This is a genomic window from Kitasatospora sp. NPDC091335 (assembly GCF_044757205.1).
Classification (GTDB): domain Bacteria; phylum Actinomycetota; class Actinomycetes; order Streptomycetales; family Streptomycetaceae; genus Kitasatospora.
The window spans coordinates 203,884-221,316 of record NZ_JBIVUM010000004.1 but is presented as its reverse complement, the minus strand read 5'-3'; the positions used below and the strand labels follow the sequence as shown (position 1 = coordinate 221,316).

The 17,433-nt window shown below is 73.5% G+C and carries 17 protein-coding genes; 11 read left to right on the top strand and 6 right to left on the bottom strand.

From position 1 onward, the window contains the following. The first annotated feature begins 320 nt into the window (after positions 1 to 320). Both ACIQOW_RS12475 and ACIQOW_RS12470 read left to right on the top strand, forming a co-directional pair. Positions 321 to 740 (top strand): peptidase inhibitor family I36 protein, encoded by a 420-nt coding sequence (locus ACIQOW_RS12475; RefSeq protein ID WP_401083337.1) that lies wholly within the window; start codon positions 321 to 323, stop codon positions 738 to 740. 100 nt (positions 741 to 840) lie between these two features. Then, positions 841 to 1,725, top strand: coding sequence for a hypothetical protein (locus ACIQOW_RS12470; RefSeq protein ID WP_401083335.1), 885 nt, complete (start codon positions 841 to 843; stop codon positions 1,723 to 1,725). Between the two features lie 60 nt (positions 1,726 to 1,785). Here ACIQOW_RS12470 and moeZ read toward each other — a convergent pair whose 3' ends face one another. From moeZ to ACIQOW_RS12450, 4 genes are all read right to left on the bottom strand, one after another. Further along, the gene (gene moeZ, locus ACIQOW_RS12465) at positions 1,786 to 2,964 is read right to left on the bottom strand and encodes an adenylyltransferase/sulfurtransferase MoeZ (protein WP_188297778.1); all 1,179 of its coding nucleotides are present in this window, start codon (positions 2,962 to 2,964) and stop codon (positions 1,786 to 1,788) included. A gap of 228 nt (positions 2,965 to 3,192) precedes the next feature. Further along, complete coding sequence (locus tag ACIQOW_RS12460; protein WP_401083333.1) at positions 3,193 to 4,242, bottom strand: NAD-dependent epimerase/dehydratase family protein; 1,050 nt, start codon at positions 4,240 to 4,242, stop codon at positions 3,193 to 3,195. A gap of 76 nt (positions 4,243 to 4,318) precedes the next feature. Next, entirely contained in the window at positions 4,319 to 4,588 is a 270-nt protein-coding gene (locus ACIQOW_RS12455) for a hypothetical protein (RefSeq protein ID WP_401083332.1), read from the bottom strand. A gap of 499 nt (positions 4,589 to 5,087) precedes the next feature. Then, entirely contained in the window at positions 5,088 to 6,026 is a 939-nt protein-coding gene (locus tag ACIQOW_RS12450) for an alpha/beta fold hydrolase (protein ID WP_401083330.1), read from the bottom strand. Positions 6,027 to 6,247: 221 nt separating this feature from the next. On the opposite strand from ACIQOW_RS12450, the gene ACIQOW_RS12445 reads away from it, so the two are divergent. The 3 genes from ACIQOW_RS12445 (at position 6,248) to ACIQOW_RS12435 (ending at position 7,732) form a co-directional block, all read left to right on the top strand. After that, positions 6,248 to 6,910, top strand: a complete 663-nt coding sequence (locus tag ACIQOW_RS12445) for a TetR/AcrR family transcriptional regulator (protein ID WP_401083328.1) — start codon at positions 6,248 to 6,250, stop codon at positions 6,908 to 6,910. A 130-nt stretch (positions 6,911 to 7,040) separates the two neighbouring features. After that, the gene (locus ACIQOW_RS12440) at positions 7,041 to 7,268 is read left to right on the top strand and encodes a DUF3107 domain-containing protein (RefSeq protein WP_401083326.1); all 228 of its coding nucleotides are present in this window, start codon (positions 7,041 to 7,043) and stop codon (positions 7,266 to 7,268) included. Between the two features lie 137 nt (positions 7,269 to 7,405). Continuing rightward, entirely contained in the window at positions 7,406 to 7,732 is a 327-nt protein-coding gene (locus tag ACIQOW_RS12435) for a hypothetical protein (protein ID WP_401083325.1), read from the top strand. A gap of 65 nt (positions 7,733 to 7,797) precedes the next feature. Here ACIQOW_RS12435 and ACIQOW_RS12430 read toward each other — a convergent pair whose 3' ends face one another. After that, the gene (locus ACIQOW_RS12430) at positions 7,798 to 8,526 is read right to left on the bottom strand and encodes a ferritin-like fold-containing protein (protein WP_401083323.1); all 729 of its coding nucleotides are present in this window, start codon (positions 8,524 to 8,526) and stop codon (positions 7,798 to 7,800) included. Positions 8,527 to 9,256: 730 nt separating this feature from the next. Here ACIQOW_RS12430 and ACIQOW_RS12425 point away from each other — a divergent pair. The 5 genes from ACIQOW_RS12425 (at position 9,257) to ACIQOW_RS12405 (ending at position 15,044) form a co-directional block, all read left to right on the top strand. Beyond that, a complete protein-coding gene (locus ACIQOW_RS12425) occupies positions 9,257 to 11,452 on the top strand; it encodes a DEAD/DEAH box helicase (RefSeq protein ID WP_401083321.1) in 2,196 nt (731 codons plus the stop codon). Between the two features lie 183 nt (positions 11,453 to 11,635). Further along, positions 11,636 to 12,511, top strand: coding sequence for an alpha/beta fold hydrolase (locus ACIQOW_RS12420; RefSeq protein ID WP_401083320.1), 876 nt, complete (start codon positions 11,636 to 11,638; stop codon positions 12,509 to 12,511). A gap of 409 nt (positions 12,512 to 12,920) precedes the next feature. Further along, complete coding sequence (locus tag ACIQOW_RS12415; protein ID WP_188295023.1) at positions 12,921 to 13,079, top strand: hypothetical protein; 159 nt, start codon at positions 12,921 to 12,923, stop codon at positions 13,077 to 13,079. A gap of 307 nt (positions 13,080 to 13,386) precedes the next feature. Continuing rightward, complete coding sequence (locus ACIQOW_RS12410) at positions 13,387 to 14,025, top strand: DUF6758 family protein (protein WP_188295012.1); 639 nt, start codon at positions 13,387 to 13,389, stop codon at positions 14,023 to 14,025. 158 nt (positions 14,026 to 14,183) lie between these two features. Next, on the top strand, positions 14,184 to 15,044 hold the full coding sequence (locus ACIQOW_RS12405) for a PHP domain-containing protein (RefSeq protein WP_401083317.1): 861 nt from the start codon (positions 14,184 to 14,186) through the stop codon (positions 15,042 to 15,044). A gap of 82 nt (positions 15,045 to 15,126) precedes the next feature. Here the strand turns inward: ACIQOW_RS12405 and ACIQOW_RS12400 are convergent, their stop codons facing one another. After that, positions 15,127 to 15,768 carry a suppressor of fused domain protein gene (locus tag ACIQOW_RS12400; RefSeq protein WP_401083315.1) on the bottom strand — a complete coding sequence of 214 codons (642 nt, stop codon included), beginning with the start codon at positions 15,766 to 15,768 and terminating at the stop codon, positions 15,127 to 15,129. Between the two features lie 453 nt (positions 15,769 to 16,221). On the opposite strand from ACIQOW_RS12400, the gene corA reads away from it, so the two are divergent. Continuing rightward, positions 16,222 to 17,340 carry a magnesium/cobalt transporter CorA gene (corA, locus tag ACIQOW_RS12395; RefSeq protein ID WP_401083313.1) on the top strand — a complete coding sequence of 373 codons (1,119 nt, stop codon included), beginning with the start codon at positions 16,222 to 16,224 and terminating at the stop codon, positions 17,338 to 17,340. Positions 17,341 to 17,433: the final 93 nt, after the last annotated feature.

The following is a 17,433-nucleotide window of genomic DNA, read 5'->3' as shown; positions in this document are numbered from 1 at the left end:
CGGCCGTCGGGCCGGGGCCCACCTGCGTCGCCCGGACGGCCCACGACCCGCCCGAGCAGGGCGGACGCCCGTCCTGCGACATATGCACCTTTGGATCCGCCATATTCCACCTTGGCGTTAAATTTGCATGTTTGAAAAACTCCCGTCAAGGTCCCGAAATGGAAACGTGAAGTCTGTTTCCCGCCACTGCCGAGCCCGGCGGTTGCCCGTCCGTCGACCGCCGTGGAACTATCAACGGGCGGGCTCAAAGGGGGGATGTCCGCGAACAGCACGGAATTCTTGACGAAATCCCCCGTGGTAAAAGAACCAGGGAGTACAGAATGCGTGCACTGAAGCAGTTCGCCGCCGTCGCCGCCGTCGCGGCCTCCGTCGCGCTCATGGCGGCGCCGGCTCACGCGGCCGAGCGGGACAGCGTCTGCAACACCGGCGAGGTGTGTCTGTGGGCGGACTGGAACTGGACCGGCGCCATGCTCGACACGAACTACTCGACCAAGTACCTCGGCAGCGTCACCATGAACGACGGCTACAGCGCCAACGACCGGGCGTCCTCCACCAAGAACTACGACAACGCCAACACCGTCTACTTCTACGAGCACGAGGGGTACGCCGGCGGCAAGATGGCCGAGGGCCCCGGCAGCATCCGCCAGAACCTGGCGTCCAACTCCTTCAGCAGTGGCGCGGGCGCCAACGACAACATCGGCTCGTTCTGCTTCAGCAGCAACTCCGGCTGCCCCCGCTGATCCCCCGGGTGGCCGGCCCCCGCGCAGGTGGGGGCCGGCCACCCGCCGCCGTTCCGGAACCCGACCAGTGGACTTCAACGTGCCCCGATACCGGTCAGCCGTGCTCGCTCTCGCCCTCCTCTCCCTCGCCGGATGCGCGGCGGAGCGCGACACCCACCCCAAGGGCCTGTCGGCCCCCGCCGTCAACGCGTACGACGAGATCGGATTTCCACTCTCCGACTACATCTTCTCGATCCAGGAGAAGACCGACCTCGAAAACGCGGCCCGATTGACCGTCGCCGACTGCATGCGCGACCGCGGATATCCCGTCGACTGGCCGGCCCGAAATCCCCAGGGTGCCACCTGGCGCCTTTACGGCGTCATCGACATTCGTGATGCGAAAGAACTCGGATATCAGGCCCGACTGCCCGAGGGAATGACCGGGCAGGACGCCGACGCCGCGGAGAAGAACGAACGCGACGGATTGTTCGCCGGATGGTCGGCCGAAAAGAAACTCGCGTACGAGGGAAACGCCCCAGAGGCCACCGGAGCGCCGTCCGCCGGCGCCACGGCAGACGCGTCCGGGGGGAATGGCTGCCGGGACACCGCGGCCGGATTCCACCCCGCCGACGGCACCGGCTCGGACGCCGCGGAGGCGCTCCAGGGCAAAGTCGGCCAGAAGGTCGAGGAACAGCGGGCCGCCAAGGACAGCACCGCCACCTGGTCCTCGTGCATGAAGGCCGCCGGCTACGACTACAAGGGCCCCTGGGACGCCAACGACTCGCCGGAGTGGCACGGGGAGCAGCACCCCGGCGAGCGCCAGAAGGCGGTCGCCACCGCCGACGCCCGGTGCAAGCTCAGCTCGAACTGGGTCGGCATCAGGGTGGCCCTGGAGAAGCAGTACGAGTCGGACGCGATCCGCGACAACCTCGACAAGCTCAAGGAGAACAAGGCGCGCGACACCAAGCTCCTCGAACAGGCCCGCGCCGTCATCGCCCGCCACTGACCACACCCGGGCAACGGAAAAGGGCCCGCCGGACGGCGGGCCCTTCCACGTGCGGGTCGGTCAGTAGACCGGCTTGTGCGGCTCGATCTGGTTGATCCAGCCGAGCACGCCGCCGCCCAGGTGGACGGCGTTGCCGAAGCCGGCGGCCTTGACCACGGCCAGCACCTCGGCCGAGCGCACGCCCGACTTGCAGTGCAGGACGATCTTCCTGTCCTGCGGCAGCTTCTCCAGCGCGTCGCCCATCAGGAACTCGTTCTTCGGGATCAGCACCGCGCCGGGGATGTTGACGATCTCGTACTCGCCGGGCTCGCGGACGTCGATGAGGTAGATGTCCTCCTTGTCGTCCTGCCACTGCTTGAGCTGGTGCGAGGTGATGGTCGAACCGGCGGCGGCGGCCTGCGCCTCCTCCGACACGACGCCGCAGAAGGCCTCGTAGTCGATCAGCTCGGTGACCGTCGGGTTCTCACCGCAGACGGCGCAGTTCGGGTCCTTGCGGACCTTCACCTGGCGGTAGTTCATCTCCAGGGCGTCGTAGATCATCAGCCGGCCGAGCAGCGGGTCGCCGATGCCGGCCAGCAGCTTGATCGCCTCGTTGACCTGGATCGAGCCGATGGACGCGCACAGCACGCCCAGCACGCCGCCCTCGGCGCAGGAGGGGACCATGCCCGGCGGCGGGGCCTCCGGGTAGAGGCAGCGGTAGCAGGGGCCGTGCTCGGCCCAGAACACGCTGGCCTGGCCGTCGAAGCGGTAGATCGAGCCCCACACGTACGGCTTGCCGAGCAGCACCGCGGCGTCGTTCACCAGGTAGCGGGTGGCGAAGTTGTCGGTGCCGTCCACGATCAGGTCGTAGCCGGAGAAGATCTCCATGACGTTGGAGTTGTCGAGGCGGTCCTCGTGCAGCACCACGTTGACGTACGGGTTGATCTCCTTGACGGAGTCGCGCGCCGACTCCGCCTTGGAGCGGCCGATGTCCGACTGGCCGTGGATCACCTGGCGCTGGAGGTTCGACTCGTCGACCACGTCGAACTCCACGATGCCCAGCGTGCCGACACCGGCGGCGGCCAGGTACAGCAGGGCCGGCGAGCCCAGACCGCCGGCACCGACGCACAGCACCTTGGCGTTCTTCAGCCGCTTCTGCCCCGCCATGCCCACGTCCGGGATGATCAGGTGGCGGGAGTACCGGCGGACCTCGTCAACGGTGAGCTCGTCGGCCGGCTCGACCAGGGGTGGCAACGACACGGGGACTCCGATGGGTCGTGTTCGGGTGGCCAGGGCCAACCTCGGCGTGGGGTTGTTGCTCCGCCACTGGGGTGGCTCTCTACGCCAACAGTGTCACGCCCCTCCACTATTCCGAGACAGCTCGTCCGATGGGCGAGACGAGCGGCATCGGATCGTGGAACCGGCGGCGCGGCCGGGGAAGGCGCCCCGAGCCCGTGGTTGACGGGCCCGGGACACCGCGCGGCGCGCTCACACCCGGCAGGCCGTCTCCAGCCAGACGTCGCCGAGCGACTCCTCCAGCGGCACCTGCGTCCGCCATCCGAGACGGTCCCTGGCGGTGCGGACGTCCGCCTGCCGCCACGGCACCGGCTCGCCCGGTACGGCCCTGCCCTCCGGCCGGTGTCCCTCGGGGCGGTGCCCCGGCAGGTGCTGACCGGGCTGGTGGTGGCCCGGCTGGTGATGGCCCGGCAGGTGGTGGCCCGGCAGGTGGTGGCCCGGCAGGTGGTCGCTGCCCGCCCCGGCGAGCTGCGCGGGCAGCAGGACCTGCCGGTTCTCCTCGACGATCGAGCCCTCGAAGCCCGAGGCCCGCACCAGCAGCTGGGCCGCGTCCCTGGCCCGGACGGCGTGCCCGCTGCCGACGTTGATCACCCCGGTGGCGGCCGACACCGCGGCCGCCTGGATGGCCCGCGCGACGTCCCGCACGTCCACGAAATCCCGGTATCCGGACAGGTCGGGCATCCGCACCTGGTTCTCGTCCCGCTCCAGCGCCCGCCGCAGGCCCTCGGCCAGCCGCCCGAACAGCGAGGCGGTCGGCGCCCCGGGGCCCACCACGTCGAACACCCGCAGCACGGCCGCGTCCAGCCCGGAGGCCAGCACCAGCTCCGTCCCGGCCAGCTTGGACACCCCGTACGGGCCGACCGGGCGCGGCTCGGCCTGCTCGGACACCGGCACCCCGCCGGGCACCGGACCGTACTCGGCGGCCGAGCCGACGTGCACCAGCCTGGCCGGCTCCCGGCTGCGCCGGATGGCCTCGCAGACGGTCGCGACGGCCAGCGTGTTCGACCGGATCAGGGTGCGCGAGCTGCCGTAGGTGGCGCCCGCGCAGTTGATCACCACCTGCGGCGCGACCGCGTCCAGGAACCGGGCCAACGCGCCCGGGCTCCCCGTGGTCAGGTCGAAGCGGATGTCGGCCGAGTCGCGTCGGCCGAGCACCGTCACCTGCAACTCCTGGTCCATCAGCAGACGATCGGTGACCCGGCGGCCGATGAAGCCGTCGGCGCCCAGCAGCAGCACCCTCATCGGGGGCGTCCTTCCACGAAGCGAGGTCGGGGACGACCTGGCGGACTGAATTCAACGAACGGGACGAGAACGGGGATCACCCAACGGATCCCGGGTGGATCGACGGCACGGACGGACGGCACGGGCGGCGCTCAGCGGTGCGCGCCGGCCAGTACCCGGCGGGGCGGGCGAACGGGCGCGGCGCCGGGCCGGCCCCGCCACCGCCCCCGCCACCGGGGAAGGCCGGGTACTGCGAGACCGGTTCCAGGTGGATCTCCCGGAAGGCGACGGTCACCGGCTCCACGGCGAAGCGTTCCTGCGCCCGCAGCCGGCCGGTCGCACCGGCCTCCGGCAGCACGCCCGGCATGCGGACGGACACCCTCGGTGAGCAGGGCAACGCGCACGGGAGACCTCCAGGGCAGAGCGGATTCGCTGGGCGGGATCGCGGTCGGATCGACGGATTTCCGGGCGGCCCCCGCGGTCGTCCGGGGCGCCCCGAACGACGGCGGGGACGGTCGGACGGGGGGTCCGGCGGCCCCGGCGGGGGTCGCGGTGCCTCCGGGCGGCCCTCCGGCGGCCCGGTCGCGGACGCCCCGCGTTCCGTTCCCCGGGCGCCCGCTCCGGTGGGCCGGGCCCGGCCCGCCCGGGTCCCTCGGCCGCGACCGCACTCCGGTTCCTCCGGCGGCCGCGGCTCCCCCACACCTGTTCGGTCCGACAGCAGAAAGGTAGGACCGGCCCGGGCCGATCCATCGGTCACATGCCTGCCTGCCACCTGATCGAGTGAACCGCCGTGACCTCCGCCACCACCGGGCCGTTTCCGGGCGGTATGCGCGGCCGCCCGCGCGAGCCCGCCGCGGCGCCGGCGCTCAGCCCGTCGTGCCGTTCCGGTCGGCGGCGCCCTCCCGGCCCACGGCGTGCCCGATCAGCTCCCGCACCGCCCGGGCGACCGCGTCGGGGTGCTCCATCATCGCCACGTGCCCGGACTCCGGCAGCACCAGCAGCCGGGCGTCCGCGAAGGCCGCGCAGGCCCGGCGGGCCGAACGGTAGGAGACCAGCTTGTCGCGCAACCCGTACACCAGCAGCACCGGCACCCCGACCTGCTCGGCCTGCCGCCACAGCGCCTGGTCGCCGCGCTCGGTGTACGCCGAGACGATGCCGCGGGCCGAGCCGGCCAGCGCCCGCATCGCGTGCGGCACCTCCAGCCGGCGCCGGTACTCGGCCACCGCCTGGGCCCTGGCCGTCGGGCTCAGGCCGTCCGGGTCGCCGTAGACCAGCCGCAGCAGGTCCTCGGTGGCCGCCTCGGCGTCGCGGCCGCCCGCGGACAGCCGGCGCAGCAGCGCGGGCACCCCCGGCACCGCCAGCAGCCCGGTCGGCCAGGCGGAGCGCTGCGGGGGCAGCTCGGGCAGGGCCGGGGAGACCAGGGTGAGGCTGCGCACCAGGTCGGGGCGCAGGGCCGCCAGCCGGACCGAGACCGCGCCGCCCAGGGAGTTGCCGAACAGGTGGACCGGGCCGCGGCCGGCGGCCTCCAGGTAGCCGATCACCGCGCGGACGTGGCCGGAGACGGTCAGGTTGCCGTCGGCGGGCGGGTGGGAGCGGCCGAAGCCGGGCAGGTCCACGGCCTCGCCGTCGACCAGTCCGGAGAGCCGGCCCATCAGGGCCTCCCAGTTGGCGGCCGAGCCGCCGAGGCCGTGCACGAAGAGCCCGGGCTCGCGCCCGTCGGTGGCACGGTCCCCGGCGGCGCGGTGCACCGCGAGCACCGCGCCGGGGACCTCGACCGTACGTACCTGCTGCTCAGCGCCGCTCATGGTGGACGATGGTAGTGAGCCGGGACCGGGGACCCCCGGGGTGGTCGGGCCGTCCGGTGCCCCCGTCACACCACTGCCGAGGCCGAGGTCAGCGCCGTATTGTGGGCTCCTGACAATCAGGCCGACCCGCTTTTCTCGCCTCCGCCGAACGCGGGCGCGGTTACCGAAAAGTAGAATCGGTCCTCTTGCCACCCCGAACGAACCCCGAAGTGAGGAGCGCCGTGACGGCCATCCAGGAGGCGCAGGAGCGCCCGCGCGGTGCCCGCCTGCCGCGAAGCGCCCGCCGTGAACAACTGCTCGGTGCCGCCCAGGAGGTGTTCGTCGCCCAGGGCTACCACGCGGCCGCCATGGACGACATCGCCGACCGCGCCGGGGTGAGCAAGCCGGTGCTCTACCAGCACTTCCCCGGGAAGCTGGACCTCTACCTGGCGCTGCTGGACAAGCACTGCGACGCCCTGGTCGAGTCGACCCGCGACGCGCTGTCGGCGACCACCGACAACAAGCAGCGGGTGGCCAACACCATGGAGGCGTACTTCAACTACGTCTCCAGCGAGTCCGGCGCCTTCCGGCTGGTCTTCGAGTCGGACCTGACCAACGAGCCGGCCGTGCGCGAGCGGGTCGAGCGGGCCTCCGAGGCGAGCGCGACGCTGGTCAGCAAGGTGATCCAGGAGGACACCGACCTGCCCGAGGCGGAGTCCAAGCTGCTCGCCGCCGGGGTCTGCGGCCTGGCCCAGATCACCGCCAGGTACTGGCTCTCACAGGGTCTGGAGATCCCCCGCGACGAGGCGGTGCGACTGGTCGCCAGCCTGTCCTGGCGCGGCCTGAAGGGCTTCCCGATGCACCCGGGCGAGCAGTCCGGCGAGGACGCCGCCGACCAGGACTGATCCACCGACCTTCGCCTGGCCGGTGATCCGGTGCTCTATGGTGAAGCCGTACGGCGCGGTCGCCGGGAACGCTTGTCCCAGGCGGTCCGGTGCCCGTGCGTGGAGGCTGCAACCCGGAGGGACGGAAGCCGTGGAGGTCAAGATCGGCGTGCAGAACGCGCCTCGCGAGATCGTGATCGAGAGCGCACAGACTGCGGACGAGGTCCAGAACGCGGTCGCGAAGGCGCTGGAGGGCTCGGAGAAGATCTTCGCGCTGTCCGACGAGCACGGCCGTCGCATCATCGTCCCGGCCGAGCGCCTGGCGTACGTGGAGATCGGCGAGTCGGCCGCCCGCAAGGTCGGCTTCGGCACCACCTGAGGCGCCGCCGCACAGGGATCGCCCGGTGCCCCGTTCCCCTTGGGGGAGCGGGGCACCGTCGTGTGTACGGCCGCGCGGACCGGGGTACGGCGAGGGTGCGGCGCCGGTGCGCACGCCCGTTCCCCCGGGAGGCAGTCTTGCTGGTCGAGTCGATCGTCTTCGCCGTCGTCGGCCTGGTGACGGGCGGCACCGCGCTGCTGGCCCTGCCCTCGTACTTCCGGGCCTCCCGGGCCCTGACGCTGGGCACCGCGCTGGCGGCGGCGCTGGTCGGCGGGGCGATCGCGCACTTCACCCTGTACGGGCACTACCCGGCGGTGTCCGTCGCGGCCTCGGCGCTGACCTCGGGCGTGGTCACCTCGCTGCTGGCCAGGCCGGACCTCGCCGCCGGGCGTGCCCCGGCGCACCGGCACCACCCGCACCGGTCGGGCGCCCACCGCACGGCGCGGCGGCACCGGGCGGCCTGACCGGCCGGGCGGCTCCCAGGGCGGGCCCCGGCGTCGCCCCGCAGGCGGGGGTTTGAAGACGGGCCCTAGGAGGCCAGGCCGAGGGCGGCCATCCGCTTGGTGTGCGCCTCGGTGATCCGGTTGAACATCTTGCCGACCTCGACCAGGTCGAAGCCCTGCACCTGCACGCCACCGACCAGCAGGTTGGACAGCGCGTCGCGCTCGGCGACCACCCGCTGGGCCTGGCTGAGCGCCTCGCCCATCAGCCGTCGGCCCCACAGCGCGAGCCGGCCGCCGGCCCGGGGGTCGGCCTCGATCGCCTGGCGCACCTTGTCGACCGCGAACTGGGCGTGACCGGTGTCGGACATGACGCTCAGCACCAGGTCGCGGGTGTCGTCGTCCAGCCGGACGGCCACCTCGCGGTAGAAGTCGGTCGCGATGGCGTCGCCGACGTAGGCCTTGACCAGGCCCTCCAGCCAGTCCGAGGGCGCGGTCATCCGGTGGAACAGCTCCAGCGGCTCGACGAACGGCCGCATCGCCTCCTGCGGGTTCGCGCCGGTCTCGGCGAGCCGGTCGTGCAGGCGCTGGTAGTGCTGGAACTCCGCGGAGGCCATCCGGGCCAGCGCCGCCTTGTCGGCGAGGTCGGGCGCCAGCTTGGCGTCCTCGGCGAGCCGCTCGAAGGCGCTCAGCTCGCCGTACGCGAGCGCGCCGAGCAGATCCAGCACGGCCGCCCGGTAGCCGGGGTCGGCCGAGCACGTGGCCCAGTCCCCGATCGAGCCGGCCGCCTCGTCCTGCGTCTCACCATGGGTCTCCATGACCCGCCACCTTACGGCCTGTCCCCGGACTCCCGAAGACGAGCCGCGGGCCGCGCCCGGGTGGCTCCCCGGCCGTCGGCCGCGCCCGGATGACCGGCCCGACCTGCCGGTCCGGCGGCAGTTGCCGGGGGCAATGTCAGACGCGTCACGTGTTCGAGTCGTCGCCTGACTGTATGGTGGTACGGAGCCCCGTCGTGTTCGCACGGTGTCACCGCCGTCTCGGTAACCCCCGCGAGCCCGCTCCACAGCGGCACCGTCCAGCCGGACGTGTCCGCACCGGAGGCACGGGTACTCACGTACGCGGATGCCCGGTCGGAGAGCCGATCGGCTCCGACCATGGCTTGGACTTCAAGCCTTGGCACCGCATCAGTGGCCGAGCGAGGGCCGCCGAGACCACGCCCCGAGGCGGAGGTCCCGCGCAGGTCCCTCACGGGAATCCTCCCCGACGCCGCCGGCGACGCGCCCCGCACCAGGGAAGCGCGCACCGGCCGGCCGCAGGGACCGGCGCGGTTGTGCGTCCGCGCAGCTGTATCAGGGCCGCCCAGGCCCGTACGCAGCCGCGCGGCTGCCCGCCCGCCGCTCGCTCTCGGCCCCTCCACACGGAAGAGGCAGCACCCTGTCCACCACCGCTGAACCCATCAAGACGACCTTCCGGGACCTGGGGATCCTCCCGGAGACCGCCGAGGCGCTCGAAGCCGTCGGCATCGTCCACCCCTTCCCCATCCAGGAGATGACCCTGCCGGTCGCGCTGACCGGCCACGACGTCATCGGCCAGGCCAAGACCGGCACCGGCAAGACCCTCGGCTTCGGCCTCCCGCTGATCGAGCGGGTCGTCGTGCGCGCCGACGTGGACGCCGGCCGGACGACCGAGGAGCAGCTCTCCGAGTTCCCGCAGGCGCTGATCGTCGTCCCGACCCGCGAGCTGTGCACCCAGGTCACCAACGACCTCCAGACCGCCGGCAAGGTGCGCGACGTGCGCGTCCTCGCCGTCTACGGCGGCCGGGCGTACGAGCCGCAGGTGGAGGCGCTCGCCAAGGGCGTCGACATCGTGGTCGGCACCCCGGGCCGGCTGCTCGACCTGGCCGGGCAGAAGAAGCTGAACCTGTCCAAGGTCCGCGCCCTCGTCCTGGACGAGGCCGACGAGATGCTCGACCTGGGCTTCCTGCCCGACGTCGAGAAGATCATCACCATGCTGCCGGCCAAGCGGCAGACCCTGCTGTTCTCGGCCACCATGCCGGGCCAGGTGATCAGCCTCGCCCGCCGGTACATGAGCCAGCCGACCCACATCCGGGCCACCGCCCCGGACGACACCGGCGCGACCGTCGCCAACACCGAGCAGCACATCTTCCGCGCGCACTCGCTGGACAAGGTCGAGATGGTCTCGCGCATCCTCCAGGCCGACGGCCGCGGGCTGGCGATGATCTTCTGCCGCACCAAGCGCACCGCCGCCGACGTCTCCGACCAGCTGACCCAACGCGGCTTCGCGGCCGGCGCGGTCCACGGCGACCTCGGCCAGGGCGCCCGCGAGCAGGCCCTGCGGGCCTTCCGCAACGGCAAGGTGGACGTGCTGGTCTGCACCGACGTGGCAGCCCGTGGCATCGACGTCGAGGGCGTCACCCACGTCATCAACTACCAGTGCCCCGAAGACGAGAAGACCTACCTGCACCGGATCGGCCGCACCGGCCGCGCCGGCGCCTCCGGCACCGCCGTCACCCTGGTCGACTGGGACGACATCCCGCGCTGGCAGCTGATCAACAAGGCGCTGGACCTGTCGTTCAACGACCCGGAGGAGACCTACTCCACCTCCGCGCACCTGTACGAGCTGCTGAAGATCGCGCCGGGCACCAAGGGTGTCCTGCCGCGCTCGGAGCGGACCCGTGCCGGGCTCAACGCGGAGGAGGTCGAGGACCTCGGCGAGACCGGTGGACGCGGCGCCCGCTCGGGCCGTGGCGGTCGCGGTGGGCGCGGCGGACAGGACGGGCAGGACGGTCAGCGCGGGCAGCGCGGGCAGGGCGGCTCCGGCCGTCCGGGCGCCGCCGCGGTCGAGGCCGAGGAGCAGAAGCCGCGCCGCACCCGTGAGCGCCGTCGCACCCGTCGGGGCAGCGAGGTCGGCGCCGAGGGCGAGGCCGCGGCCGTCGTGACCGAGGCCGCCGAGGCCGCCGTGGCGGCTCCGGCCGTCGAGGGTGCCGAGGGCGAGGCCGCGCCGCGCCGTCGCCGTCGCCGCTCGCGCGGCGGGGCCGCGGCGGCCGAGGCCGTCGCGGTGGTCGAGGCCGTCGCGGTGGTCGAGGCCGTCGCGGTGGTCGAGGCCGTCGCGGTGGTCGAGGCCGTCGCGGTGGTCGAGGCGGCTACGGTCGCCGAGGCCGTCGCCGTCGCGCCCGTCGTGGCCGAGCCCGTCGCCGTGCCCGCCGTGGCCGAGCCCGTCGTGGCCGAGGCGGTCGTCGCCGAGGCTCCGGCCCCGGCCAAGAAGGCCACCCGTACCCGGGTCCGCAAGCCGAAGGCGGAGGCCGCCGAGGTCGTCGCCGAGGCGGTCGCGGTCGTCGAGGCCGCCGCCGAGGCGATCGTCGCCGAGACTCCGGCCCCGGCCAAGAAGGCCACCCGCGCCCGCAAGCCGAAGGCGGAGGCCGTCGAGGCCGCCGCCGACGTGGTCGTCGCCGAGGCTCCGGCCCCGGCGAAGAAGGCCACCCGCGCGCGCAAGCCGAAGGCCGAGGCCGTCGAGGCGGCCGCGACCGTCGAGGCAGTCGCCACCGAGGCCCCGGCCCCGGCCAAGAAGGCCACCCGGGCCCGCAAGCCGAAGGCCGTCGCCGAGACCGCCCCGGAGGCCCCGGCCACCGAGGCCGCCGAGGCCGCCACCGAGGTCCCGGCGCCGCGCAAGCGCACCCGCGCCCGCAAGGCCGCCGCGCCGGTGGAGGCCACCCCGGAGAGCTGACACTCCCCGCGTCTCCCCCGAGGGGGCGGGCCAGGCCGTGGTGGCCTGGCCCGCCCCCTCGGGCGTTCCCGGCCCGACGACGCGGCCCGGCGGGGGGCCGCGGGCCACGGCCTTAAGCTCGGGGCGTCGGGGAGTCGCCGGCGGGACAGCAGGCCACCGGCAGGACAGCCAGGAGAGCAGCCCATGAGCACGCCGCCGTTTCTGACGCTGCCCGGGTGCGCGCGTGCCGAGCGGGTGGTGACCGGGCGCGGCGAGTTCGCGGCGCTGCGGGCGGAGCCGGACGGGCCGGTGCGCGGTTCGGCGCTGCTGGTGCCGGGCTTCACCGGCAGCAAGGAGGACTTCATCGCGCTGCTGGAGCCGCTGGCCGCCGCCGGGTACCGGGTGACCGCGGTGGACCAGCGCGGGCAGTACCAGACCGGCGGCCCGGACGACCCGGCGGCGTACCGGGTCGGGGCGCTCGGCGCGGACGTCCGGGCGCTCACCGGGGCCCTGGCGGCCGACGGCGCCCCGCTGCACCTGCTGGGGCACTCCTTCGGCGGCCAGGTGGTGCGCGAGGCGGTGCTCGCCGCGGCCGCCGACGGCCCGCTGCCCTGGCGGTCGCTGACCCTGGTGTCCACCGGTCCCGGCGCGATCGACCCGGCCGAGGCGGCCCGTACCAAGCTGTTGCTGGACGCCTTGCAGATGATGGACCTGGAGCAGATCTGGCAGGTCATGCGGCAGCTGGAGGCGCAGAGCGGGCGGCCGAGGCCCGCCCGGGAGCCGGCCGTCGCGGAGTTCCTGCACCGGCGCTGGCTGGCCAACGTGCCGCAGTCGCTGACGGTCACCGGCGGCCACCTGGTCGCCGCGCCGGACCGGGTGGCCGAGCTGGCCGCCGTCACCGCCGGGCTGCCGCTGCTGGTGCTGTCCGGGGTGCGGGACTACGCCTGGCCGGTCCCCGAGCAGACCGCGATGGCCGAGCGGCTGGGCGCCCGCCGGGTGGTGGTCGCGGACGCCGGGCACTCCCCCAACGCCGAACAGCCGGCCGCCACGGCCGAGGCGCTGGCCGCGCTCTGGGCCTGACCGGCCCGCTCCGACCCGCTCCGTTGCGGGCCGGTTCCCCCGTTCGCCGAGAAGTGGTCTGTACCACTTCTTCAACTTCGACCGGCTTCAACACAGGACAAAATTCGTTAGTTACGGTAATCTTTGATTCTGTCCGGGAATCATCGCCAGTCTCCAGCAGGGCGCCGATCATCCGAAACCCGGACGTCACGGACGGGCAACGGCCCGGTAGCACCGCCACGTCACCGTGGTTCACGAGGCACTGGACGCACCAGGCAAGCAGGGGGAGCCCTTGCCGCAGCAGACCGCCGCACGCGCGACGACGACCCGCCCGGTCCGGCCTCACCGCCGGATCCGCAGGACCCCTGAAGGGCTGATACCGACTCAGCCGCAACCGCCCCGCCCCGCGGGGCCAGGAAAGGAGACGCCCATGACACAGACCATGCGCTTCGAGATCGTCCGACTCGACGGACCCGACGGCTCCGCCGCCGACAGCCTGATCGCCGACGCCGCCACCGTGCGCGAGTTCGTCCAGGCCGCCGCCCGCACGGGCGAACGCCTGCTCATCCGTCCGTGCCCGACCATCTGACCCGGCGCGGCGCCCCCGAACGGGAGTCCTCACCCGCCGCCGACGAGCCGGGAGCGTCCGATCCGGACGTTCCGATACCCGACTGACGCCCTGTCACCGCATTCGCCGATGACGGGGCGTCAGTGTGTCCGGCCCCGGAGCCCCGGACGTTTGCCGCCGCCCGGGACGGGACATCCCCCAACGGGAGCCGCCCGCGAAGCGCCCACCGAGCGCCGGCCGGGCGACCGCCACCGACAGGTTCCGCCGAGCCCTCCGTACGGGTGATCGTCCTTGACGCGGCGGTCCGGAGGGAGGAGCGTTGACGGCTATGAGGGGCGAGCCAAGCTGCCCGAGGTGCGCCGGTCGGGTCCGCGCCCCCGGTCTGTTCTCAGACACCTGGCAGTGCGACCGGCACGGAGCGGTCCACCCGATGCAGCCCGTGCTGCCCCCCAGTGTGGAAGCCCTGGGCGTCGCCGTCGCCCGCTCGCAGGTCCCCGTCTGGCTGCCCTGGCCGCTCCCGGTCGGCTGGCTCTACACCGGCATCGCCCACGTCGGCGACGACATCTCGGGCGCCCGGGCCACCGCCGTCGCCTGCTCCGGTCCCGCGCCGCTCGGCGGCTTCGGCGAGCTGGTGCTGATCGCCGAGGAGCTCGGGGTCGGTCTCGGGGCCCGCTACGCGGGACTGCCGGGGCCCGACCCCGGCGACTCCGTCGGCCTCTACAAGCCCGCCGACGCCAAGCTGATGGCCGCCGGCCGGCCCACCCCGATGTTCCACGTCCCGGACGCCCCGGCCGACCGCGCGGTGTTCGCCGGCGAGGCCCGCGGGCTCTGGCTCTGGGCGGTCGCCTGGCCCGAGCAGTCCGCGCTGGTGATGTACGACGAGCTGGTGCTCACCGACCTGCGGGAGGCCGGCGCCGAGCTGGGCCTGCTGCCCTGCGGGGCGCTCTCCCCGCGGCTGCTCGGGTAGGCCCGTCCCCGGACCGCCGTCGTGCGCCCGGCATCCAGCCCGCGTCCCGTCCGGCTTCCAGTCCGGCGGGTGGGAGCCCGGACAGTCGGACCGGCCCCCGCTCCCGGGGCGTGACGGCCTATCCTGGCGGCACCCGCGAGCCCCGAGGAGCCTGATCCGTGCGCATCGACCTGCACGCCCACAGCAACGCCTCCGACGGCACCGACAGCCCGTCCGAACTGGTCGCGGCGGCCGTCGCCGCGAACCTCGACGTGGTGGCGCTGACCGACCACGACACCGTGGCCGGCCACACCGAGGCCGCCGAGGCCGTGCACGCGCTGCCCGGCGGCACCCGGCTGACCGTCGTCCCCGGCGCCGAACTGTCCTGCGTCGTCGAGGACATCAGCATGCACCTGCTGGCGTACCTGTTCGACCCCGAGGAGCCGGCGTTCGCGCGCGAGCGGGAGCTGGTGCGCACCGACCGGTTCCGGCGCGGGCGGGCGATCGTGGAACGCTGCCGGGAGCTCGGCGCGGAGATCAGCTGGGAGCAGGTGCAGCGGATCGCGGGGGAAGGCTCGGTCGGCCGGCCGCACATCGCCAGCGCGCTGGTCGAGGCGGGCGTGGTGGCCACCGTCTCGGACGCCTTCACCGCCGACTGGCTGGCCAACGGCGGGCGGGCGGACGTCCGCAAGCACGAGACCGACCCGGTCGAGGCGGTCCGGCTGGTCCGGGCGGCCGGCGGAGTGCCGGTGTTCGCCCACCCGGGCGCGGTCAAGCGCGGCCGGACGGTCTCCGACCAGGTGATCGCCGACCTCGCGGCGGCCGGGCTGGCCGCGCTGGAGGTCGACCACACCGACCACGACGAGGAGACCAGGGTGCGGCTGCGCGGCCTGGCCGGCGAGCTGGGCCTGCTGGCCACCGGCTCCAGCGACTACCACGGCGCCCGCAAGACCGTCCGGCTCGGCGAGTACACCACCGACCCCGAGGTGTACGAGGCGCTGCTGGCGCAGGCCACCGGCATGAAGCCGATCGAGCGCTGAGCCGAACCGGAGCCCGGAGCAAGGGATGATGAGTCCCCCGCTCCGGGCTCCGGTCGTTTCCGCCCCCCTGCCCGACCCGGCGTCAGTCCAGCCGGACGCCGCGCCGGTCCGGGTCGCGCAGGTCGGAGCCCTGGTCCAGCCAGCGCTCCTGGAGCGCGGCCGCGCCGTGCACCCGCTTCCAGCCCGCCTCGTTGGGCGTCATCGGCAGCAGCGGCAGGAAGCGGACCGGATCGGCCGGATCGGCCAGCTCCAGGTCCTCGACCAGGCCCCCGGGTTCGGCGGCCAGCACCGAGGTGAAGGGCGCGCCGTCCCAGAGCGGGGAACCGAGGTCCAGCGAGCCCCCCGGGGCCACCACCAGGCCCTCGACCTGCGGGGTCGCGGCAAAGGTCGCCAGGGTGCGCAGCACGCTGTCGCGCCCGCCCCTGACGGTCAGCAGCAGTTCGACGCGCGGGCCGCGCACCTGGTCGGCGACCGGCGAGGTCGGGTCGGCCATCGGCGCGGCGGACATGCCGAGCGTCGCGTACCGCACCAGGCCCTGGGCGTCCGGGCCGAAGCGCAGCACCTCGATCCGGTCGGCGCCGAGGAAGGTGACCGCGGCGCGGCCGCCCGGCTCGCCGAGGGTGGAGATCAGCCGGGCCTCGACGGCGGCCAGCACCGCCTCCCGGGAGAGCTCGGGGGAGCTGCCGCCGTGGGGATCGCCGAAGGACGGGAAGTCGTGCGCCATGCCGGTGAGCGTAACCCCCGGGGCCGCGCGGGCCGCGTCCGGGCAGGTCGGGGGCGGTCGCGGGCGGGGGGTGGTACCGGATCCCGTAAAAGCTTGGGAAACCTCTGGGAAACCCGTCGGCGTCGACGCCCGGTCAGCTGTTAGGGTGAGCGACTGGCCACCGGGATCGTTCGTCCCGGGGCGGCGGCATGAAGGAGGTGGTTGCGGTGGATACCGGCCGACCATGCAGTACCGGCAGCTCTGCCCGGCCCCGACTTCCCCGTACCCCTCGCCCCGCGGGCCCAACCGGCTGAATCAGCCGCGGTAGCCCCGGGCGCAGGCCCCACGGTGAACGGACCGGCCGGGAGAGCACTTTCATCCCCTTCTTCACCGGTGTTCTCCGCCGTCGTTCCGCGGCCGAACGTTTCTTCTTCCACGTCGCCGCACGACGGTTCCTGCCTCTGGGAGCCTGCCATGTCGATGATCAACAGCCTGCGCGCCGCCGTCCGCACCAACCGCCGTCGCGGCGCGGCCGGCGTCTACGACGTCGCCGAGGACGCCGCCTCGGCGGTCGTGGACTGCGCGGTCTACCAGCACGGCAGGCGCAGGGGCGAGACGTGCAGCCCGCGCGAGGCCGCCCGCCGGGTCAAGGCCGCGCACCAACTCCCCGAGGGCGAGGGGTCGTTCAGCTGGATCGGGCTGCACGAGCCGACCGAGGCGGAGTTCGAGGGGATCGCCCAGCGCTTCGGCCTCCACCCGCTCGCGGTCGAGGACGCGGTGCACGCGCACCAGCGGCCGAAGGTCGAGCGCTACGACGACGTGCTGTTCGCCGTCTTCAAGACCATCCGCTACGTCGAGCACGACCAACTCACGCCCACCAGCGAGGTGGTGGAGACCGGCGAGCTGATGGTCTTCGCCGGCCGGGACTTCGTGATCACCGTCCGGCACGGCGGCCACGGCTCGTTGCAGGAGCTGCGCCACCGGCTGGAGGCGGACGCGGACGAGGCCGGGCTGCTCGCCAAGGGGCCCGCGGCCGTTCTGCACGCGATCGCCGACCACGTCGTGGACAACTACCTGCTGGTCGCCGAGCGGCTCCAGAACGACGTGGACGAGATCGAGTACGGCGTCTTCTCGGCCAAGGGCGGACGCAGCGCCGACGTCGGCCGGGTCTACCAACTCAAGCGCGAGGTCCTGGAGTTCAAGCGCGCGGTGGTGCCACTGCTGCGCCCGATGCAGCAACTGTCCGAGCCGCTCCAGCGGCTGGTCGACCCGGACATCCAGAAGTACTTCCGGGACGTCGCCGACCACCTGGCCCGGGTCGCGGAGCAGGTGCACGGCTTCGACGAACTGCTGAACTCGCTCCTCCAGGCGAACCTGGCGCAGGTCTCGGTGGCGCAGAACGAGGACATGCGCAAGATCACCGCCTGGGCGGCGATCTTCGCGGTGCCCACCATGATCACCGGCGTCTACGGCATGAACTTCGAGTACATGCCCGAGCTGCACCACAAGTACGGCTACCCGACGGTGCTCGGCGCGATCGCGCTGATCTGCGTCGGGATGTACCGGGGCTTCCGCCGCAACGGCTGGCTCTGACCGCACCGACGGCCGGAGCCGGGACGACGGCAGGGACCGGGACCAGGACGAGGACCGGGAGCAGGACGAGGACCGGGCCCAGGACAGGACCGG